Source organism: Paenibacillus chitinolyticus NBRC 15660 (genome assembly GCF_000739915.1).
Classification (GTDB): domain Bacteria; phylum Bacillota; class Bacilli; order Paenibacillales; family NBRC-103111; genus Paenibacillus_F; species Paenibacillus_F chitinolyticus.
On record NZ_BBJT01000002.1, the window covers coordinates 771,657 to 785,314 of the forward strand.

Genomic DNA, 13,658 nt, shown 5'->3' on the forward strand with positions numbered 1-13,658 from the left:
TTTCGTTTCGGGTCTTCTTCTCCTCCGGCATTATCCCCTCCAGCCTTCACGTCTGTTGTTCCTTAGCCATGTATTCGACAGACTTCCATCTGATTCCTTTTCCTTAAATGTAAGACTATGTAAGATTTTATCTTTTTATATGATAAAAAAGACAGCTCATGCGAGCTGTCTCTAAATGCCGGATCTCTCTCCGTGTTCCCTCTTGACCCTCACGTTACGTGATCGTCTAAACTGACGGCAGGAGGTGGCCGATCTTATATGAAACTTGCCATAGCGGTCGGCTATACCGCCGTCCAGGCTTTTCTCGGAGTGAACGATGTGACCATCGGTGAAGCGACTCTGCTGAGTACCGAAGAAATTCTCGGAAGCTGCGGGTTGTTCTGAAATGACTCCGCAGGCAGCACACGACCATGGCCGTGGTCCGGCTACTCCCTGTATTTGCGCAGCACGATGACCGCATTGTGCCCGCCGAATCCGAACGAGTTCGAGAGACCGATTTCGAGTTCCGCTTTTCTTGCCGTACCGGGAACATAATCCAGATCGCAGTCGGGGTCCCTTTGCTCCAGATTAATCGTCGGAGGGATGATGCCTTCCTGCAAAGTTTTGACGAGCGCGATTGCTTCCGCCCCGCCGGCGGCTCCGAACATATGCCCTGTCATCGACTTGTTGGCTGTCACGGGTATGCGGTAGGCGTCTTCTCCGAAGAGATTTTTGATCGCGATCGTCTCGGACTTGTCCCCTACCCCCGTACTCGTCGCATGCGCGCTGATGACATCCACCTCGCTAGGGGCAATTCCCGCGCTCGCGAGGGCCGATTTCATGGCCTGCTGCGCCCCTCTCCCCTCGGGATGAGTCGCCACCATGTGGTAGGCGTCCGAGCTTGCGCCGTATCCGGTCACTTCGGCGTAGATGCGGGCATTCCGGCGCCGTGCATGGCTCAGCGACTCCAGAATCAGGATGCCGGCCCCTTCGGCCATCACGAAGCCGTCTCTTCCCGCATCGAACGGGCGGCTCGCTTTCGCGGGCTCCTCGTTGCACGTGGAGAGCGCCGTGGCGTTGCCGAAGCTCGCCAGCGAAATTTCGCCGGCGGCCGCTTCCGAGCCCCCGGCGATAATGACATCCGCATCGCCTGTGCGGATCGTGCGGAACGCTTCGCCGATGGCGGAGTTGCCGATGGAGCAGGCCGTAACCGGCGACATCGTCGGCCCGAGCGTCTGATGCCGGATCGAGATCATGGCCGCCGCCATGTTCGAGATCATCATCGGCACAAGCGTGGGGCTGACCCGCTCCGGCCCGCGCTCCAGCAGCACCCGGTTCTGCTCCAGCAGGGTGCCGATTCCGCCGATGCCGGAGCCCACGTACACCCCGACGCGTTCGCGGTCCGTCATGTCCAGATTCAGCTCCGCATCCAGCAGCGCCTGATCGGCGGCGGCCAGAGCGAATTGGCAGAAGCGGTCCATTTTTCTCGCTTCCTTGCGTCCGAATAACGCTTCTCCGTCAAAATCGCGCACAAGCCCGGCAATTTTCGCTTTGTAGCGGGTCGTATCGAAGGTGTCGATCCGGGAGATCCCCGACTGCCCCTGCACCAGACGTTCCCAAAACGGGGCCACCCCGTTGCCGAGCGGCGAAATAATACCCATTCCTGTAATAACGACTCTTTCCATCCTACGTCCTCCTCTATTAAAGCTGTCCATATCCTCATCTTGTCACTCGATGTATCCTATTACAAGTTGTAGTTTATTCTAGTATAATTACTACTACGATAAGGATTCGAGGAGATGAGCGGATGAACAAGGACGAAAGACTGGAAGCTCTGTCGGCTTTTCTGAAAAGCCAGCGGGCCAAGCTGCTCCCGCAAAACATGGGGCTCCCCGCCGGAACCAGGCGAAGAACCCCCGGGCTTCGCAGAGAGGAAGTGGCCCAGCTCGCGGGGGTCAGCACGACCTGGTATACGTGGCTGGAGCAGGGACGGGATATTAAAGTGTCGGCCTCGGTGCTGGATAATATCGCTTCCGCGCTGCAGCTGACGGTAGACGAGCGGAGGTACCTCACTTCCCTGGCGCTGGAAACCAGCTCGGGCATTCACCTGCTCCAGGAGGAGCTGCCGCAAATATCGCCCTCCCTGCAGAAAATCCTGCAGGAGCTGAAAAACTGCCCGACCATCATCTCCGACCGCAGGTGTACGATTGTCGGCTGGAACGAGGCGGCCACGCGCGTTTTCCTCGATTTCGAGAAGATTCCGCCCGAACAGCGCAACATGATCTCCCTCCTGTTTGCGCGCAAGGAATTCCGCAGGCTTGCTGTAAACTGGGAAGATTTCGTCAGCGGCTTTCTCGCTATTTTCCGCGCGTATTACGGCCAGTATTTCGAAGACGAGTGGTACAACGGGTTCCTGGCCGAAATGAAGCTCACCTATCCCGAATTCAACCGGCTCTGGGAACAAAGCAAGGTGAGCTCCGCACCGGAAGTTCTGATCGAGTTCCGGCATGCCAAAGCGGGGAAAATGCTGTTCGACCTGACGTCCCTGCAGGTGCGCGGCAGCACGGATTTGCGCTGCAGCATTTATACTCCCGCGCAGGAATCGTCGACGGAAATGAAGCTGATGCAGCTCATGGACCGGAGCTGACAGCCCCGATGCGCCGAGCGTCCGCACGCGGCGATGCCGGATAGCGCAGCATCCAAACTTGATTTGCGGGCAGCGACACCCCGGCCGATGCGGTTGACCACCTTCATGCTTGAGCCTGTCCACATCGCCCGGGGAATTGGGTGCTGTGCGAAGCGGGTCGATAGGGGCGGGGGACTCCGGCAAAATCGGACAGAATCCGGACGCGTGTGATGAGACGATTCATCGGGTTTTCCGCACGTTCCCGCAGGGTCCCGTCTCAGCCGGTCTCAGGCTCCGAAAAAGCCGGTGTCCGTTTCGTTAAGCGGACACCGGCTTTCTTGTGAGGTCGGGATTGCCGGAATCATCCGGAATCCGACTTTAGAAGCCCGAATGATACTTGTCCGGGCTGGAAGAATCGGACTTCGTGGCGGTCTTGTCTTTTTCTTCCTTCTGCTCCATATTTAAATCTTCCAACGGAATCGGATCGACGTTTTTTTCGCTTTCGTGAAGATCGAACAAACTTTCATTTTCGGTCGGAAACTGCTCCGGATGGTCGCGGTTCCCCTTTTGCTGCGTCTGGCGTTCCAATTCATGGCTCGGTTTTTTCGGTTCCGTCATGAGACTCACCTTCCTTCGGTAGATATACCATAAGTACCTCAAACCGAAAATTCTCAAACAAAACGCGCATGAAAACGGCCGTAGAGTTCCGAAATTCCCCGTGAAAAATAAAGGGAGTCAAACGAAAGATCGAAGGGAAAGCAGCTCTTCCAGAATGTCTTGCTTGTCCTTTCCGTTCTTCACGATGAAGACACGGACATTGTCTCCGCAGTTCTCCAGCTGTTCCAGGAGCTGCGGTCTTTTGTGCCTCCGGAAGTTCCACACCCATTTGACGAAATCCCAATCGAGCTGTTCCGGACAGCCTTCGTTAAGATCCGGCCGCGTCCGGTTGTGATACATGATCCGGCGTTTAATCACCCGGTAGACGGCCAGCCAGGAAGGCAGATCGAAAAAAATGACGACATCCGCAGCCTTCAGACGCATTTCCAGCGTCCTTCCGTAATTTCCGTCCATAATCCAAGCGGGCTCCCGGATCAGCTTGCCGATAAATTCGTCCCATTCTTCATTCGGGGTCGGCACCCATCCCGGTTTCCAATAGTACGCGTCCAAGTGATAAAGAGGCAGCTCCAGCTTCTCGCCGAGTTCCCGGGCAAAGGTGGATTTTCCCGAACCTCCGGGTCCGATCAGTAATAATTTCATTCCGTTCTCCTGTTCTCCCCACTTCAGGCGGTTATTTCCGTATTTTTTAAGTCAGCCGAAAAATTTTATCAGGTCCGATCATAGCGTGCAATAAAAAGTTGGAGTCCCGACAAAGTAAATTCCTTTCCATTTACAAAACTAACGTCATTAGTTATTATAAAACTAATAACATTAGTTTTAGGAGGAGTGTCTGTATGGCTGCCGTTTTAGCTGCTAACCTGGGAATTCGTTTTATTCTGGAATGTTGTCTTCTCGTCGCGGTCGGCAATTGGGGAATAACGAAAGGAGACGGCTGGATGATGAAGACGCTGCTGGGTGCCGGGGCACCGCTATTGACCGCTGTCGTTTGGGGGCTGTTCATGTCTCCTAAAGCAAGTTATCCCCTTCCTCAGCCGTGGCACTTGCTTATGGAAGCGGCTATCTTCGGCCTGGGAACGGCCTCTCTGTTTGCGGCGGGTCATACGCGCCTTGGTTTCCTTTTCCTGTCCTCAGCGGTTGTAAACCGCCTCCTGATGGCTGTCTGGTCGCAGTAACCGGCGGACTTCCCCTTTATCCGATTCCCCCCTCTCCGGCTGCTCCCTATTCCTTCTCATTCCTTCGCATCCAGAATAAAGAAAACGCTTGAAGACAAACTAAGATGACTACACGAGTAAAGGCAGAGGATACGCCATGGCATTCTTTCTTCGGGGTTTCACCAAAATAGCAAACCGTCCTCCGAAACAGCCGCGGCAGCAGCCGTCTCCGGGTTCTTCGAACGCAGGTTCCCCGGAAGCGGCCTGCCCCGCGGAAGAACCGTGCGACGCTTCGCTGGCGGAAAGGACGGGATGGCTGAAAACGCAGCTCGCCCATTGTTCCGATGTCGTTTATCACACCTTTACGGCGGGGACAAATACCCCCTGCCTCCTTGTCTACATCCAAGGGTCCGTGGACAGAAACGATTTGCAGCAGAGCGTACTGAAAGTGATTCTAGGCGACTCGTTCGTTCAAGGAGCAGAACATCTCGCCGGGAATCTCTTCGACCGCAAAATGATTCCCGCCGACCGGCAGAAAACGCTCCTGACGATGACGGATGCGCTTCAGGATATTTTGGAAGGCAGCGCTGTGCTTCTGCTCGATCAGGAGCCCCGCATGATGTCGTTCGGGCTGAGCTCCTACATCAAAAGGCAAATCGACGAGCCGAACAGCGAAACCGTTATCCGCGGGCCCCGGGAGGCGTTTGTCGAGAGTATCCAGGACAACTTGTCCCTGCTCCGGAAACGGCTCCGGACGCACAATTTCAAATGCGTGGAACAAATCATCGGCACGAAGACCCGCACACGGGTCATTACGGTCTACATGGAAGACGTCTGCAGTCCGGCGCTGGTCGATGAAGTTGCCAGGCGGCTGGCCGATATCGAGATCGATTCGGTTATGGGCTCCAGCTATCTGGAGGAATTTATCGAAGACAATCCGTACTCTCCCTTTCCCCAGCTGCAATATACGGAACGCCCCGATGTCGTCGCCGCCGCCCTTCTCGAAGGTAGAATCACCATTATTGTGGAAGGCACGCCCATTGCCATTATAGCGCCCACAACCTTGTTCATGATGATGCAGTCTGCCGAAGATTATTATCAGCGTTTCTGGGCGGGATCATGGATCCGCTGGATCCGGTACGTGTTCCTGTTCGTTTCTTTGCTGCTGCCGTCCTTTTATATCGCCATTACGACCTTTCATCCGGAAACGATCCCGGAAAGAATGCTGATTACGATCGCTTCATCCAGAGAGGTCGTCCCTTTCTCGGCGTTTGTCGAGGCGCTGATCATGGAAGTTTTCTTCGAAGCTCTGAGGGAGGCGGCCACGCGTATCCCGAAATCGGTCGGGCAGGCCGTCTCCATCATCGGCGCGCTCATTATCGGGACGGCAGCCGTACAGGCGGGCATCGCCTCGGCGGCGATGGTCATTATCGTCTCGCTGACGGGCATCGCCTCTTTTATTATCCCGCACTACGATCTCGGTCTCTCGTTCCGGCTGCTGCGCTTTCCCATCATGATCCTGGCGGGCGGATTCGGGCTGGTGGGCATCGCCTGCGCCATGATCCTGATCTATATCCATCTCACGGAGCTGAAGTCGTTCGGCATCCCTTACCTGTCCCCGGTCGTGCCAATGGTTCCCAAAGATATGAAAGACATTTTCGTGAGGGCTCCGTGGTGGACCATGATCACACGGCCCAAGTTCACTTCGTCCCGCAATCTTAACAGGCAGAAGCCGAACGGCCGCAAGTGGGAAAATCCCGCCGAGGAAGGAGATTGAACGAGCATGCGAATGACGGCAAGATTAGCGGGTATTCTTCTCTCTCTCTTTCTGCTGGCAGGGTGCTGGTCCTCTGTCGAGCTGAATGACCGTGCATTCGTGCGAATCGTAATGGTAGACAAAACCGATGACGGATACGAGCTCGTGCTGGGCATGCCGCTGGCGAACCGGTTGATTCCCGGCGAAGTGGGCGGGGGCTCCCAATCAGGGCGTGAGCCGTTTACGTACTTTTCCAAAATCGAAACGAACCTGAGCGACGCCTTCCGTAAAATCCAGAACGATCTCTCGCGGAAAATCACATTCGGACAGACTCACGTCGTCATTATCGGAAATCGCTACGCCGAGGAAGGGATCGGATCGCTGCTGGATCTGATAGCCCGGGAACCGAGAGTGCATATCAATGCAAACTTGTTCGTGACGCACGGCAGCGTCGATCAGATTATCCACCTCCCTCTGACCATGGAACGTTTCCCGTCCGACATTTTCTACGCCTACGGCAAACGCAAAATAGCGACGGCCATCAATTTCAAAGATATCTTGAGAGCCCATTACATGGGGGGAGATTTTCTGGTTACCCGTCTCGTTTTCGGTAAAGCGGGCATTATGAACGAATCCAAAGAAGAGAATTGGATGGGTCCCGACGGGGCGGCTGTTTTCAAAGCAGACAAGATGGTCGGCTCACTGCCGGGAAAAAAAGCCGCAGGGGCTTTGTGGATACAAGGCCAGCCCGAAACACGGGAAATCACGGTGCCTTCCCCGACGGACGGCAAAGCCGTCAGCCTGCTCGTCGAACGGAATTCGACCCGGATCCGGCCCGAGCTGACGGGAGATACCTTTACGTACAAGATTCATGTCAATACGGATCTGGATATCGTCGCTTCATACTCCAACATTAATTTAAAAGATCACAAGCAGCTTAAAGAAATGGAGAAAAGTGTGGAAAACAAAATCAAGGAGGATGTCGAGCACTCGATCCGGTTGACTCAGCAGATGGGAACGGACGCGTTTCAACTGAACCGCTTTCTAGAATGGAAATACCCGAAGGAATGGAACCGCATCCGTAAAGAATGGGATGAAATATTCAGCAAAAAAGTCAACATCCAGTGTACGTCCGACGCCACCATCCGTAGAATCGGAGTGGTCAAGAAAACGTTCACCCTAGATCCCCAAAAGGACAAGGAGGTTTCAAAATGATTACGGTCCTGCTGACGTACGCGATTGTCATGATCATCCAATGGAGATACCTGGTGCGCTGCGGAAAAAAGAAACGGACCTTCTCCGTTTCTTTAAGCGTAACCGGCGTCCTTTGCGCCTGCGTGCTGCTTCTCCGTCATTCGAATAACGGTGAATCATTGATCGAATGGCTCGAAATCGTATTCGGTTCCTTGCATGTGACGTCTTAAACCCGCTGAAGGAGGCTATCATGGACAAAATAACGCCATTGCAGACTTATATGCTGTTCACCCAATACCTTCTGTCTACGCTGGTCAGCTTTCTCGCGGCGCCTCTCATCCAAAATGCGGGATATTCGGTCTGGATTCCCGTTATTGCCGGCTGCCTTCTGGGAGGAACGCTCACCTACCTGGCCTACAAATTAAGCTGCCGCAGACCCGGGGGCTACATGGCGGAGTACGGCGGGGAAATTGTCGGACGGCCTCTGCATTATTTGTTCATCCTGTTAATGGCGTTTATTTATTTGTTTTCGGCGGCGCTTGTGCTCAGGCAATTGACCGATTTTATCGTCGAAATTTACCTTCCGGGCACTCCCCTCTGGGCCGTGGCCGGCCTGCTCGGCCTATGCACGACGAGGCTTGTCCACTCGGGTATAACGAACATATTCCGTTCAACCCAGGGTGTTTTTTTCGTGACACTGGCTCTGGTCGTACTTATCGCCGTTGCTTCCTGCCAGGATATCGTCCCCTATTCGGTCGTTTCCCTGTTCACCAACTTTGACGGACGCGGCATTCTTAGTGCAACCGCTATGATTACGGGACTTTTCGGAGAAATGACGTTTATCGTGCTGTTTTTCCCCAAGTTCAAAGAAACGGGCCGGACGATGAAGGCGCTGGCATGGGCTATCGTCACCGCCGGAATTCTGACGCTGGGGATTATGATTCCGATGGTGCTGCTTTTCGGACCTTCCCTGGCAGCCAATCTGACCTACGCCAATCTGGAAATGACGCGATACATTCAGCTCGGAAATTTTATCCAGAACATGGACCCGATCCTCATTCTCATGTGGTTGTTTACGCTGCTCGTCAAAATCAGCCTCTTTCTGTATATCTCGGTGATCACCGTCACCCAGACCCTGAAAATGAAAGATACCCGGCTGCTCACCCTGCCCTTCGGCGTTACGGTCATTTTCCTCTGCCTCTGGATGGTAAATTCCTCCGAAACCCTGGACCGGTTCGCCGGCACAACCGCGGTGCCCATGACGCTGCTGGCGGAGCTGATTCCCGTTGTATATCTGCTGATCGACGCGCTCCGTTCCCGCTTCAAAAAGCGGCAGCCCGTCCGGGAACCTTCCACTTAATTGCCGTCAGACGGCCCTGGCCGGAAAGATCCCTTTACCCCGCCCGCACAATAAAAAAAGCCGCGTCCGTTTACCGGATCGGCCTGTTAGTCGCCTCTATTCACACGGTGTTAATCCGTCCCGTCTCCGCTGAGAAGATCATACAAACGCTTCAAAATAACGGCCTCCGCCCACAAAGGAAGCGGCTCGTCAAGTTTGTCTTTCCACGCCGGATCGGTCAGAAGTCCTTTCTCGTAAAGCCAATCCACGCCTTCCGTTTTCCAAGCCGGTATTACCGGCTGAATTTCCGGATTCAGTCCCATCGCTTTGGCCACCCCGTCTCCTATAACGTTCGCCAGATTTGTAAGCACGCCGGAATCGCCGAGCAGACTGACGTCGGCAGCGTTATCAATGAACAGATTTTCAAGCAGCACCGCGGACATGCCGGTTTCCCGCAATACCGCAAAATCCGCTTCCTTCTTGCCCCGGTCCACGACTTTCAGCGCGCTCAGATACTTCACAATCGTATCGTGAACGATCGTGCGCTTCTGTCCCGTCACTCCGCCGGAAGTGCCCGGATAAACATACGATTCGAATCCTTCTCCGCCGCCGGCATTAATATGAATGGAGACGAAATAAGCCGCTCCCCAGCCGTTTGCCAGGTTTGCGCGATCGGACAGGGCGACGAAGACGTCGGTGCTCCGTGTCAGTTTGACATTGGCCGCATACCCGTTTACGAGCCGGTCCCGGACCAGGAGCGCCAGCGTGAGCGTCAAGTTCTTCTCCAGCAGGCCGCTGCCCGAAGCGCCGGAATCCGTGCCGCCGTGACCGGCGTCGATCACGATAAGCGGTTTAACGGTCGGCACCGGAGCCGTGGCCGTCATGCCGTCGTACAGCTTCAAGATGGAGTGCCCGTAGGTTTCCCCCGCTTCCAGGGCGGCTTGCAGGCTGGCGTATTTGCTGCGGTCATAGCCGGGAACGGCCCAGCGGCCCGCAAGATCCTCCCAGTTCGGCGCGATGCCGCGCGCAACGAGAGCAAACCGGGGATCAACGAGAGCTTCTCCGGCCGGAAGCGGATTTGGGGACGCATAGGCGAAAAGATGCTGAATCTGCGCCGTTACGCCGTCCTTGATCGTCGGAAAGCTGTTGCCGGGAACTCCCCCGGTCGCTCCGATACCGGCAAAGTTGTTCTGCTCGGGTTTGACGTCACCCCCAAACCTGAACCAGTCCGTTTCATGAATGGACTGGGCGACGGCGACATCGCCGCGGACGCCGTACTTGGCTCCCACGGTTAGAAATTGTCTGGCTATTTCCGGGTTGAAGGACGGATTAACCTTGCGAATGAATGCTGTGATGACATCAAGCGAAGCTAGTGAATTGCCTATGATCGGATGCTGGGATACAGCCATTGTCCTCACCTCTTCAACGTCATGTAGGATAGGACAGGATATGCCGGTTTCGCCATTACGGTAAGTGTGGATGTCCCATCTGGTTCCAATATAGCTCATACGCCCTTGTACACGCGAGATAAATCCCCGAAGAAGTCAATATAACCCGGCAGACAGACAAAAAGACCTTCTCCCGGAAGAGAAGGTCTTTCTTTCGAAGCCGAAAGGCTTATTTAAACACTTTCACGCGGTCTTCAACCGGCTGGAACTGTTTCTCGCCGGCTTCTGCGGCAGGCTTGCCGAAAGGCATTTGAGCCACGAGTTTCCAGGTTGCAGGCACGTTCCATTCGGTGCGTACCGCTTCGTCGACGAGCGGGTTGTAGTGCTGCAGGGTAGCTCCGAAACCTTCGGCTTCCAGACTCGTCCATACGACGAATTGAAGCATGCCGGAAGAATGGTGGGACCAGATCGGGAAGTTGTCGGCATAGGCCGCGAATTGCTGCTGCAGACCTTCCACGACAGCCTGGTCTTCGAAGAACAGCACCGTTCCGTAGCCGTTTTTGAAGAGACCCATTTTCTGGGCGGTTGCTTCGAATTTCTCGCCGTCACCGACGATGCCGCGCAGAATCTCCGTTGTAAGATCCCAGAACTTGTCATGCTGTTCGTTCAGCAGAACGACCACTCTCGCGCTTTGAGAGTTAAAAGAAGAAGGCGTATGTTTAACAGCTTCGTTTACCAGTTCCACAATTTTCTCGTCCGATACGACGGCTTCTTTGCTGATCGCATAGATCGAACGTCTGTTTTTTACAGCAGTATTAAAATCCATGATTTCTTAGCCACCTCTTTTTTGTAAGTTACCTACTTTTATAGTGTAGCCTATTTCGAATAAAAAAGCATCTTTTTTTTAGCGAGTGGCAATATGGGTTGATTTGGGCACAAAAAAAGGCTGAACCCTCCCGCTTCAACTGCTTGAAGCAAGAGTATTCAACCGTTTGTAAATCATCAGCGCGTGCCCGCCGCCGATTCGGCGGACTGTCCGGTGCGTGAGATATGACGCTTGACCATGAAATAATAACAGAGGATGGCGCCAACGTCCGTCGCCGCGATAACGATTCCCATCGGAACGGCCGTCCCGCTTCCCGCTATCCCCACCAGCGGGGCGACAAGCCCGCCGAAAATAAACGACAGCAGGCCGAGCAGAGCCGATGCGCTGCCTGCGGAATGCCCGTAGTTTTGCATCGCCAGGGAAAATCCCGCCGTGTTCACGATCCCGACGCTCGACACCACAAAGAATAGCGGGATCAGGATGGCCGTTAGTCCGGCTCCGGCAAGAATCATCGCAAGGAGCGTGACGCCTCCGAGACCGGCAATGATCAGGCCGCTGATCAGCAGCTTCGTCTCGCTCACCCTTCCGGCCAGCCGCCCGGCAATCTGACCCGCCAGAATGATGCCCAAGCCGTTGATGGCAAAGAACAGGCTGAACATCTGGGGCGAGGCGCCGAATATATTCTGGATCACGAACGGCGATCCCGAAATATAAGCGAACATAGCCGCGGCCACCAGGCCCTGCGACAGCGCGTAGCCCATGAAGATCCGGTCGCGCAGCAGCGTTTTGAACGTGGCGACCGTCTGCTTGACGCCGCCCTTCGTCCGCCTATCGGCGGGCAGCGTTTCGGGAAGGCCCTTCCAGGATGCGAGCAGCATGATCACGCCGATCAGAGCCAGTACGATAAACACGCCCTGCCAGGAGGTAAACTGAAGCAGCTGCCCGCCCGCAATGGGCGCAAGGATCGGCGCCACTCCGTTAATAAGCATCAAGAGCGAGAAGAAGCGCGTCAATTCCGGTCCGCTGTACATATCCCGTACAACCGCCCGCGACAGCACGATGCCCGCAGACCCGGCCATCCCCTGTATGAAGCGGAGAACGATAAGCCCCCAGACGGAAGGCACGATCGCGCACAGCAAAGATGCGGCCGTATAAACGGCGAGGCCAATCATAAGCGGCCCCCGGCGGCCTTTGATATCGCTGATGGAGCCTGCAAACACCTGCCCGATGGCGAGGCCGAGCAGACAGGAAGTCAAGCTCAATTGAGCCAGCGAAGCCGTCGTATTCAGATCGTCCGCCAGTTTGGGAAGCGCCGGCAGGTACATATCCAGCGACAGCGGTCCGAAAGCCGACAGAGACCCGAGAATGACGGCAAGCGTAAATTTCCGCGAACGGCCGGCTCCTTCCGCTGCGGCGAGACTGTTGTTACTCATCCGATTCAACCCTATCTTGTAAATTTTGATTGCTTTGTCCGATTCCTACTATAAACGAAAGCTCCCGTAAAAAGAACAACGTTTACTGTAACTTATAAAGTTACAAGCTGTCAACACCCTTCCGGGAATCCCGCAAAAAAAGCGGAACGTCCGCATGCAGACGTTCCGCTTTTCCTTTTCTTTCCGGGCCGGTAACGGCGCCTCTTATAGATAAGCCGGCCGCACGCAGACCGGCTTCGACACCGCGGCCGACTGTCCGGTATACTGGATTCTGCCGCTGGAGCGGTCCACACGGAACGTCGCGATGTTGTCCGTGTCGCGGTTTGCCGCGATCAGGAACGCGCCGCCCGGCGTCAAGGCAAAGTTGCGCGGATGCTTGCCTTCCACGGACACATGTTCCACAACCGTGAGCTTCCCGCTCGCCTCGTCCACCGAGTAGACGACGATACTTTCGTGACCCCGGTTGGAGCCGTACACGTATGCGCCGTCTTCCGACACCAGGATCTCTGCGCAGTAGCTCTCGCCCGTGAACCCTTCGGGCAGCGTCGTCACCGTTTCGATCGGCTCCAGAACGCCTGTCTCTTCGTCGTAGCGGAGAGACGTTACCGTGGAGCTCATCTCGTTGATGACGAACGCCAGCTTGCCGCCGGGATGGAACGCCATATGACGCGGGCCCGCTTCCGGAGGCACGGCGGTTTCGCCGTGCGGCTTCAGCACGTTGTTCTCCGTATCCAGGACATAGGATACGATGCGGTCCAGCCCCAGGTCCGGTACGAACACGAACCGGTTGTCCCTGCTGAAGAACGCCGAGTGCGGATGAGGCTGCTCCTGGCGCTCGGGGTTAGGCCCGTGGCCTTCGTGCTGCTTCACGTCGAGCAGTCTGCCGACCGTGCCGTCCGCGCGCACCTCGACAAGCCCGACGAGGCCGCCGTGATAGCTCGCCACGACGAGGTAGCGTCCGCTCGCATCCCTCTGGATATGGCAGGTCGGGGCGTCTACGGTGACGGCATGGTTCATTTCGGTCAAGCTCCCCTGCCCGGAATCAATGGTATACGCGTAGGCGGACCCGGTCCGGGCGCCCTCGCTTGTCGTTCCCTCGGAAATGGCGTACAGCTTGCGTCCCTCGACATCCAGGTTCAGAAACGTGGGGTTTTTAAGGCCGGATACCTCATCCAGCTTCGTAAGCGCGCCCGTTTCTTCATTTAATTCCATCACATACACACCCGGGCCTTCCGGTTCCGCATAAGAACCGACAAAGACCAGCAAACGTTCTCCTTGACCGGACATTACACATTCCTCCTCCTTATAAATACGTGAAACAACCTGTTATGTAAGTGCTGCGGGTTTC

14 protein-coding genes are annotated in these 13,658 nt (G+C 55.4%); 7 read left to right on the forward strand and 7 right to left on the reverse strand.

Going from position 1 to position 13,658, the window contains the following annotated elements:
- The first annotated feature begins 258 nt into the window (after nucleotides 1-258).
- Nucleotides 259-384 (forward strand): hypothetical protein, encoded by a 126-nt coding sequence (locus PCH01S_RS31085; RefSeq protein WP_268630170.1) that lies wholly within the window; start codon nucleotides 259-261, stop codon nucleotides 382-384.
- Between the two features lie 41 nt (nucleotides 385-425).
- On the opposite strand, the gene fabF is transcribed toward PCH01S_RS31085, so the two are convergent.
- The gene (fabF, locus tag PCH01S_RS04940) at nucleotides 426-1,664 is read right to left on the reverse strand and encodes a beta-ketoacyl-ACP synthase II (RefSeq protein WP_042227253.1); all 1,239 of its coding nucleotides are present in this window, start codon (nucleotides 1,662-1,664) and stop codon (nucleotides 426-428) included.
- A gap of 122 nt (nucleotides 1,665-1,786) precedes the next feature.
- On the opposite strand from fabF, the gene PCH01S_RS04945 reads away from it, so the two are divergent.
- The gene (locus PCH01S_RS04945) at nucleotides 1,787-2,626 is read left to right on the forward strand and encodes a helix-turn-helix transcriptional regulator (protein WP_042227255.1); all 840 of its coding nucleotides are present in this window, start codon (nucleotides 1,787-1,789) and stop codon (nucleotides 2,624-2,626) included.
- A 357-nt stretch (nucleotides 2,627-2,983) separates the two neighbouring features.
- Here PCH01S_RS04945 and PCH01S_RS04950 read toward each other — a convergent pair whose 3' ends face one another.
- Both PCH01S_RS04950 and PCH01S_RS04955 read right to left on the reverse strand, forming a co-directional pair.
- On the reverse strand, nucleotides 2,984-3,223 hold the full coding sequence (locus PCH01S_RS04950; protein ID WP_042227257.1) for a hypothetical protein: 240 nt from the start codon (nucleotides 3,221-3,223) through the stop codon (nucleotides 2,984-2,986).
- A gap of 117 nt (nucleotides 3,224-3,340) precedes the next feature.
- Nucleotides 3,341-3,862, reverse strand: a complete 522-nt coding sequence (locus PCH01S_RS04955) for a DNA topology modulation protein (RefSeq protein WP_042227259.1) — start codon at nucleotides 3,860-3,862, stop codon at nucleotides 3,341-3,343.
- 194 nt (nucleotides 3,863-4,056) lie between these two features.
- On the opposite strand from PCH01S_RS04955, the gene PCH01S_RS04960 reads away from it, so the two are divergent.
- The 5 genes from PCH01S_RS04960 to PCH01S_RS04980 all read left to right on the forward strand — a co-directional run bounded on the left by PCH01S_RS04960 (nucleotide 4,057) and on the right by PCH01S_RS04980 (nucleotide 8,684).
- The gene (locus tag PCH01S_RS04960; RefSeq protein ID WP_042227260.1) at nucleotides 4,057-4,395 is read left to right on the forward strand and encodes a YrdB family protein; all 339 of its coding nucleotides are present in this window, start codon (nucleotides 4,057-4,059) and stop codon (nucleotides 4,393-4,395) included.
- Between the two features lie 136 nt (nucleotides 4,396-4,531).
- Nucleotides 4,532-6,151 carry a spore germination protein gene (locus PCH01S_RS04965; RefSeq protein ID WP_042227261.1) on the forward strand — a complete coding sequence of 540 codons (1,620 nt, stop codon included), beginning with the start codon at nucleotides 4,532-4,534 and terminating at the stop codon, nucleotides 6,149-6,151.
- A gap of 6 nt (nucleotides 6,152-6,157) precedes the next feature.
- On the forward strand, nucleotides 6,158-7,345 hold the full coding sequence (locus PCH01S_RS04970; RefSeq protein WP_042227262.1) for a Ger(x)C family spore germination protein: 1,188 nt from the start codon (nucleotides 6,158-6,160) through the stop codon (nucleotides 7,343-7,345).
- A complete protein-coding gene (locus PCH01S_RS04975; RefSeq protein ID WP_042227263.1) occupies nucleotides 7,342-7,554 on the forward strand; it encodes a hypothetical protein in 213 nt (70 codons plus the stop codon). Before PCH01S_RS04970 ends, PCH01S_RS04975 begins: the two co-directional genes overlap by 4 nt.
- A gap of 20 nt (nucleotides 7,555-7,574) precedes the next feature.
- Nucleotides 7,575-8,684 (forward strand): GerAB/ArcD/ProY family transporter, encoded by a 1,110-nt coding sequence (locus tag PCH01S_RS04980; protein WP_042227264.1) that lies wholly within the window; start codon nucleotides 7,575-7,577, stop codon nucleotides 8,682-8,684.
- Between the two features lie 110 nt (nucleotides 8,685-8,794).
- Here the strand turns inward: PCH01S_RS04980 and PCH01S_RS04985 are convergent, their stop codons facing one another.
- From PCH01S_RS04985 to PCH01S_RS05000, 4 genes are all read right to left on the reverse strand, one after another.
- Nucleotides 8,795-10,072, reverse strand: a complete 1,278-nt coding sequence (locus tag PCH01S_RS04985; RefSeq protein WP_042227265.1) for an N-acetylmuramoyl-L-alanine amidase — start codon at nucleotides 10,070-10,072, stop codon at nucleotides 8,795-8,797.
- A 208-nt stretch (nucleotides 10,073-10,280) separates the two neighbouring features.
- Nucleotides 10,281-10,877 (reverse strand): nitroreductase family protein, encoded by a 597-nt coding sequence (locus PCH01S_RS04990; protein WP_042227267.1) that lies wholly within the window; start codon nucleotides 10,875-10,877, stop codon nucleotides 10,281-10,283.
- 176 nt (nucleotides 10,878-11,053) lie between these two features.
- On the reverse strand, nucleotides 11,054-12,310 hold the full coding sequence (locus tag PCH01S_RS04995; protein ID WP_042227268.1) for a multidrug effflux MFS transporter: 1,257 nt from the start codon (nucleotides 12,308-12,310) through the stop codon (nucleotides 11,054-11,056).
- A gap of 204 nt (nucleotides 12,311-12,514) precedes the next feature.
- Nucleotides 12,515-13,597 carry a lactonase family protein gene (locus PCH01S_RS05000; RefSeq protein ID WP_042227270.1) on the reverse strand — a complete coding sequence of 361 codons (1,083 nt, stop codon included), beginning with the start codon at nucleotides 13,595-13,597 and terminating at the stop codon, nucleotides 12,515-12,517.
- Nucleotides 13,598-13,658 lie beyond the last annotated feature (61 nt).

Coding starts and splice junctions, on each gene's coding strand:
- PCH01S_RS31085 (WP_268630170.1), top strand. CDS start 259: ATGAAACTTGCCATAGCGGTCGGCTATACCGCCGTCCAGGCTTTTCTC.
- fabF (WP_042227253.1), bottom strand. CDS start 1,664: ATGGAAAGAGTCGTTATTACAGGAATGGGTATTATTTCGCCGCTCGGC.
- PCH01S_RS04945 (WP_042227255.1), top strand. CDS start 1,787: ATGAACAAGGACGAAAGACTGGAAGCTCTGTCGGCTTTTCTGAAAAGC.
- PCH01S_RS04950 (WP_042227257.1), bottom strand. CDS start 3,223: ATGACGGAACCGAAAAAACCGAGCCATGAATTGGAACGCCAGACGCAG.
- PCH01S_RS04955 (WP_042227259.1), bottom strand. CDS start 3,862: ATGAAATTATTACTGATCGGACCCGGAGGTTCGGGAAAATCCACCTTT.
- PCH01S_RS04960 (WP_042227260.1), top strand. CDS start 4,057: ATGGCTGCCGTTTTAGCTGCTAACCTGGGAATTCGTTTTATTCTGGAA.
- PCH01S_RS04965 (WP_042227261.1), top strand. CDS start 4,532: ATGGCATTCTTTCTTCGGGGTTTCACCAAAATAGCAAACCGTCCTCCG.
- PCH01S_RS04970 (WP_042227262.1), top strand. CDS start 6,158: ATGCGAATGACGGCAAGATTAGCGGGTATTCTTCTCTCTCTCTTTCTG.
- PCH01S_RS04975 (WP_042227263.1), top strand. CDS start 7,342: ATGATTACGGTCCTGCTGACGTACGCGATTGTCATGATCATCCAATGG.
- PCH01S_RS04980 (WP_042227264.1), top strand. CDS start 7,575: ATGGACAAAATAACGCCATTGCAGACTTATATGCTGTTCACCCAATAC.
- PCH01S_RS04985 (WP_042227265.1), bottom strand. CDS start 10,072: ATGGCTGTATCCCAGCATCCGATCATAGGCAATTCACTAGCTTCGCTT.
- PCH01S_RS04990 (WP_042227267.1), bottom strand. CDS start 10,877: ATGGATTTTAATACTGCTGTAAAAAACAGACGTTCGATCTATGCGATC.
- PCH01S_RS04995 (WP_042227268.1), bottom strand. CDS start 12,310: ATGAGTAACAACAGTCTCGCCGCAGCGGAAGGAGCCGGCCGTTCGCGG.
- PCH01S_RS05000 (WP_042227270.1), bottom strand. CDS start 13,597: ATGTCCGGTCAAGGAGAACGTTTGCTGGTCTTTGTCGGTTCTTATGCG.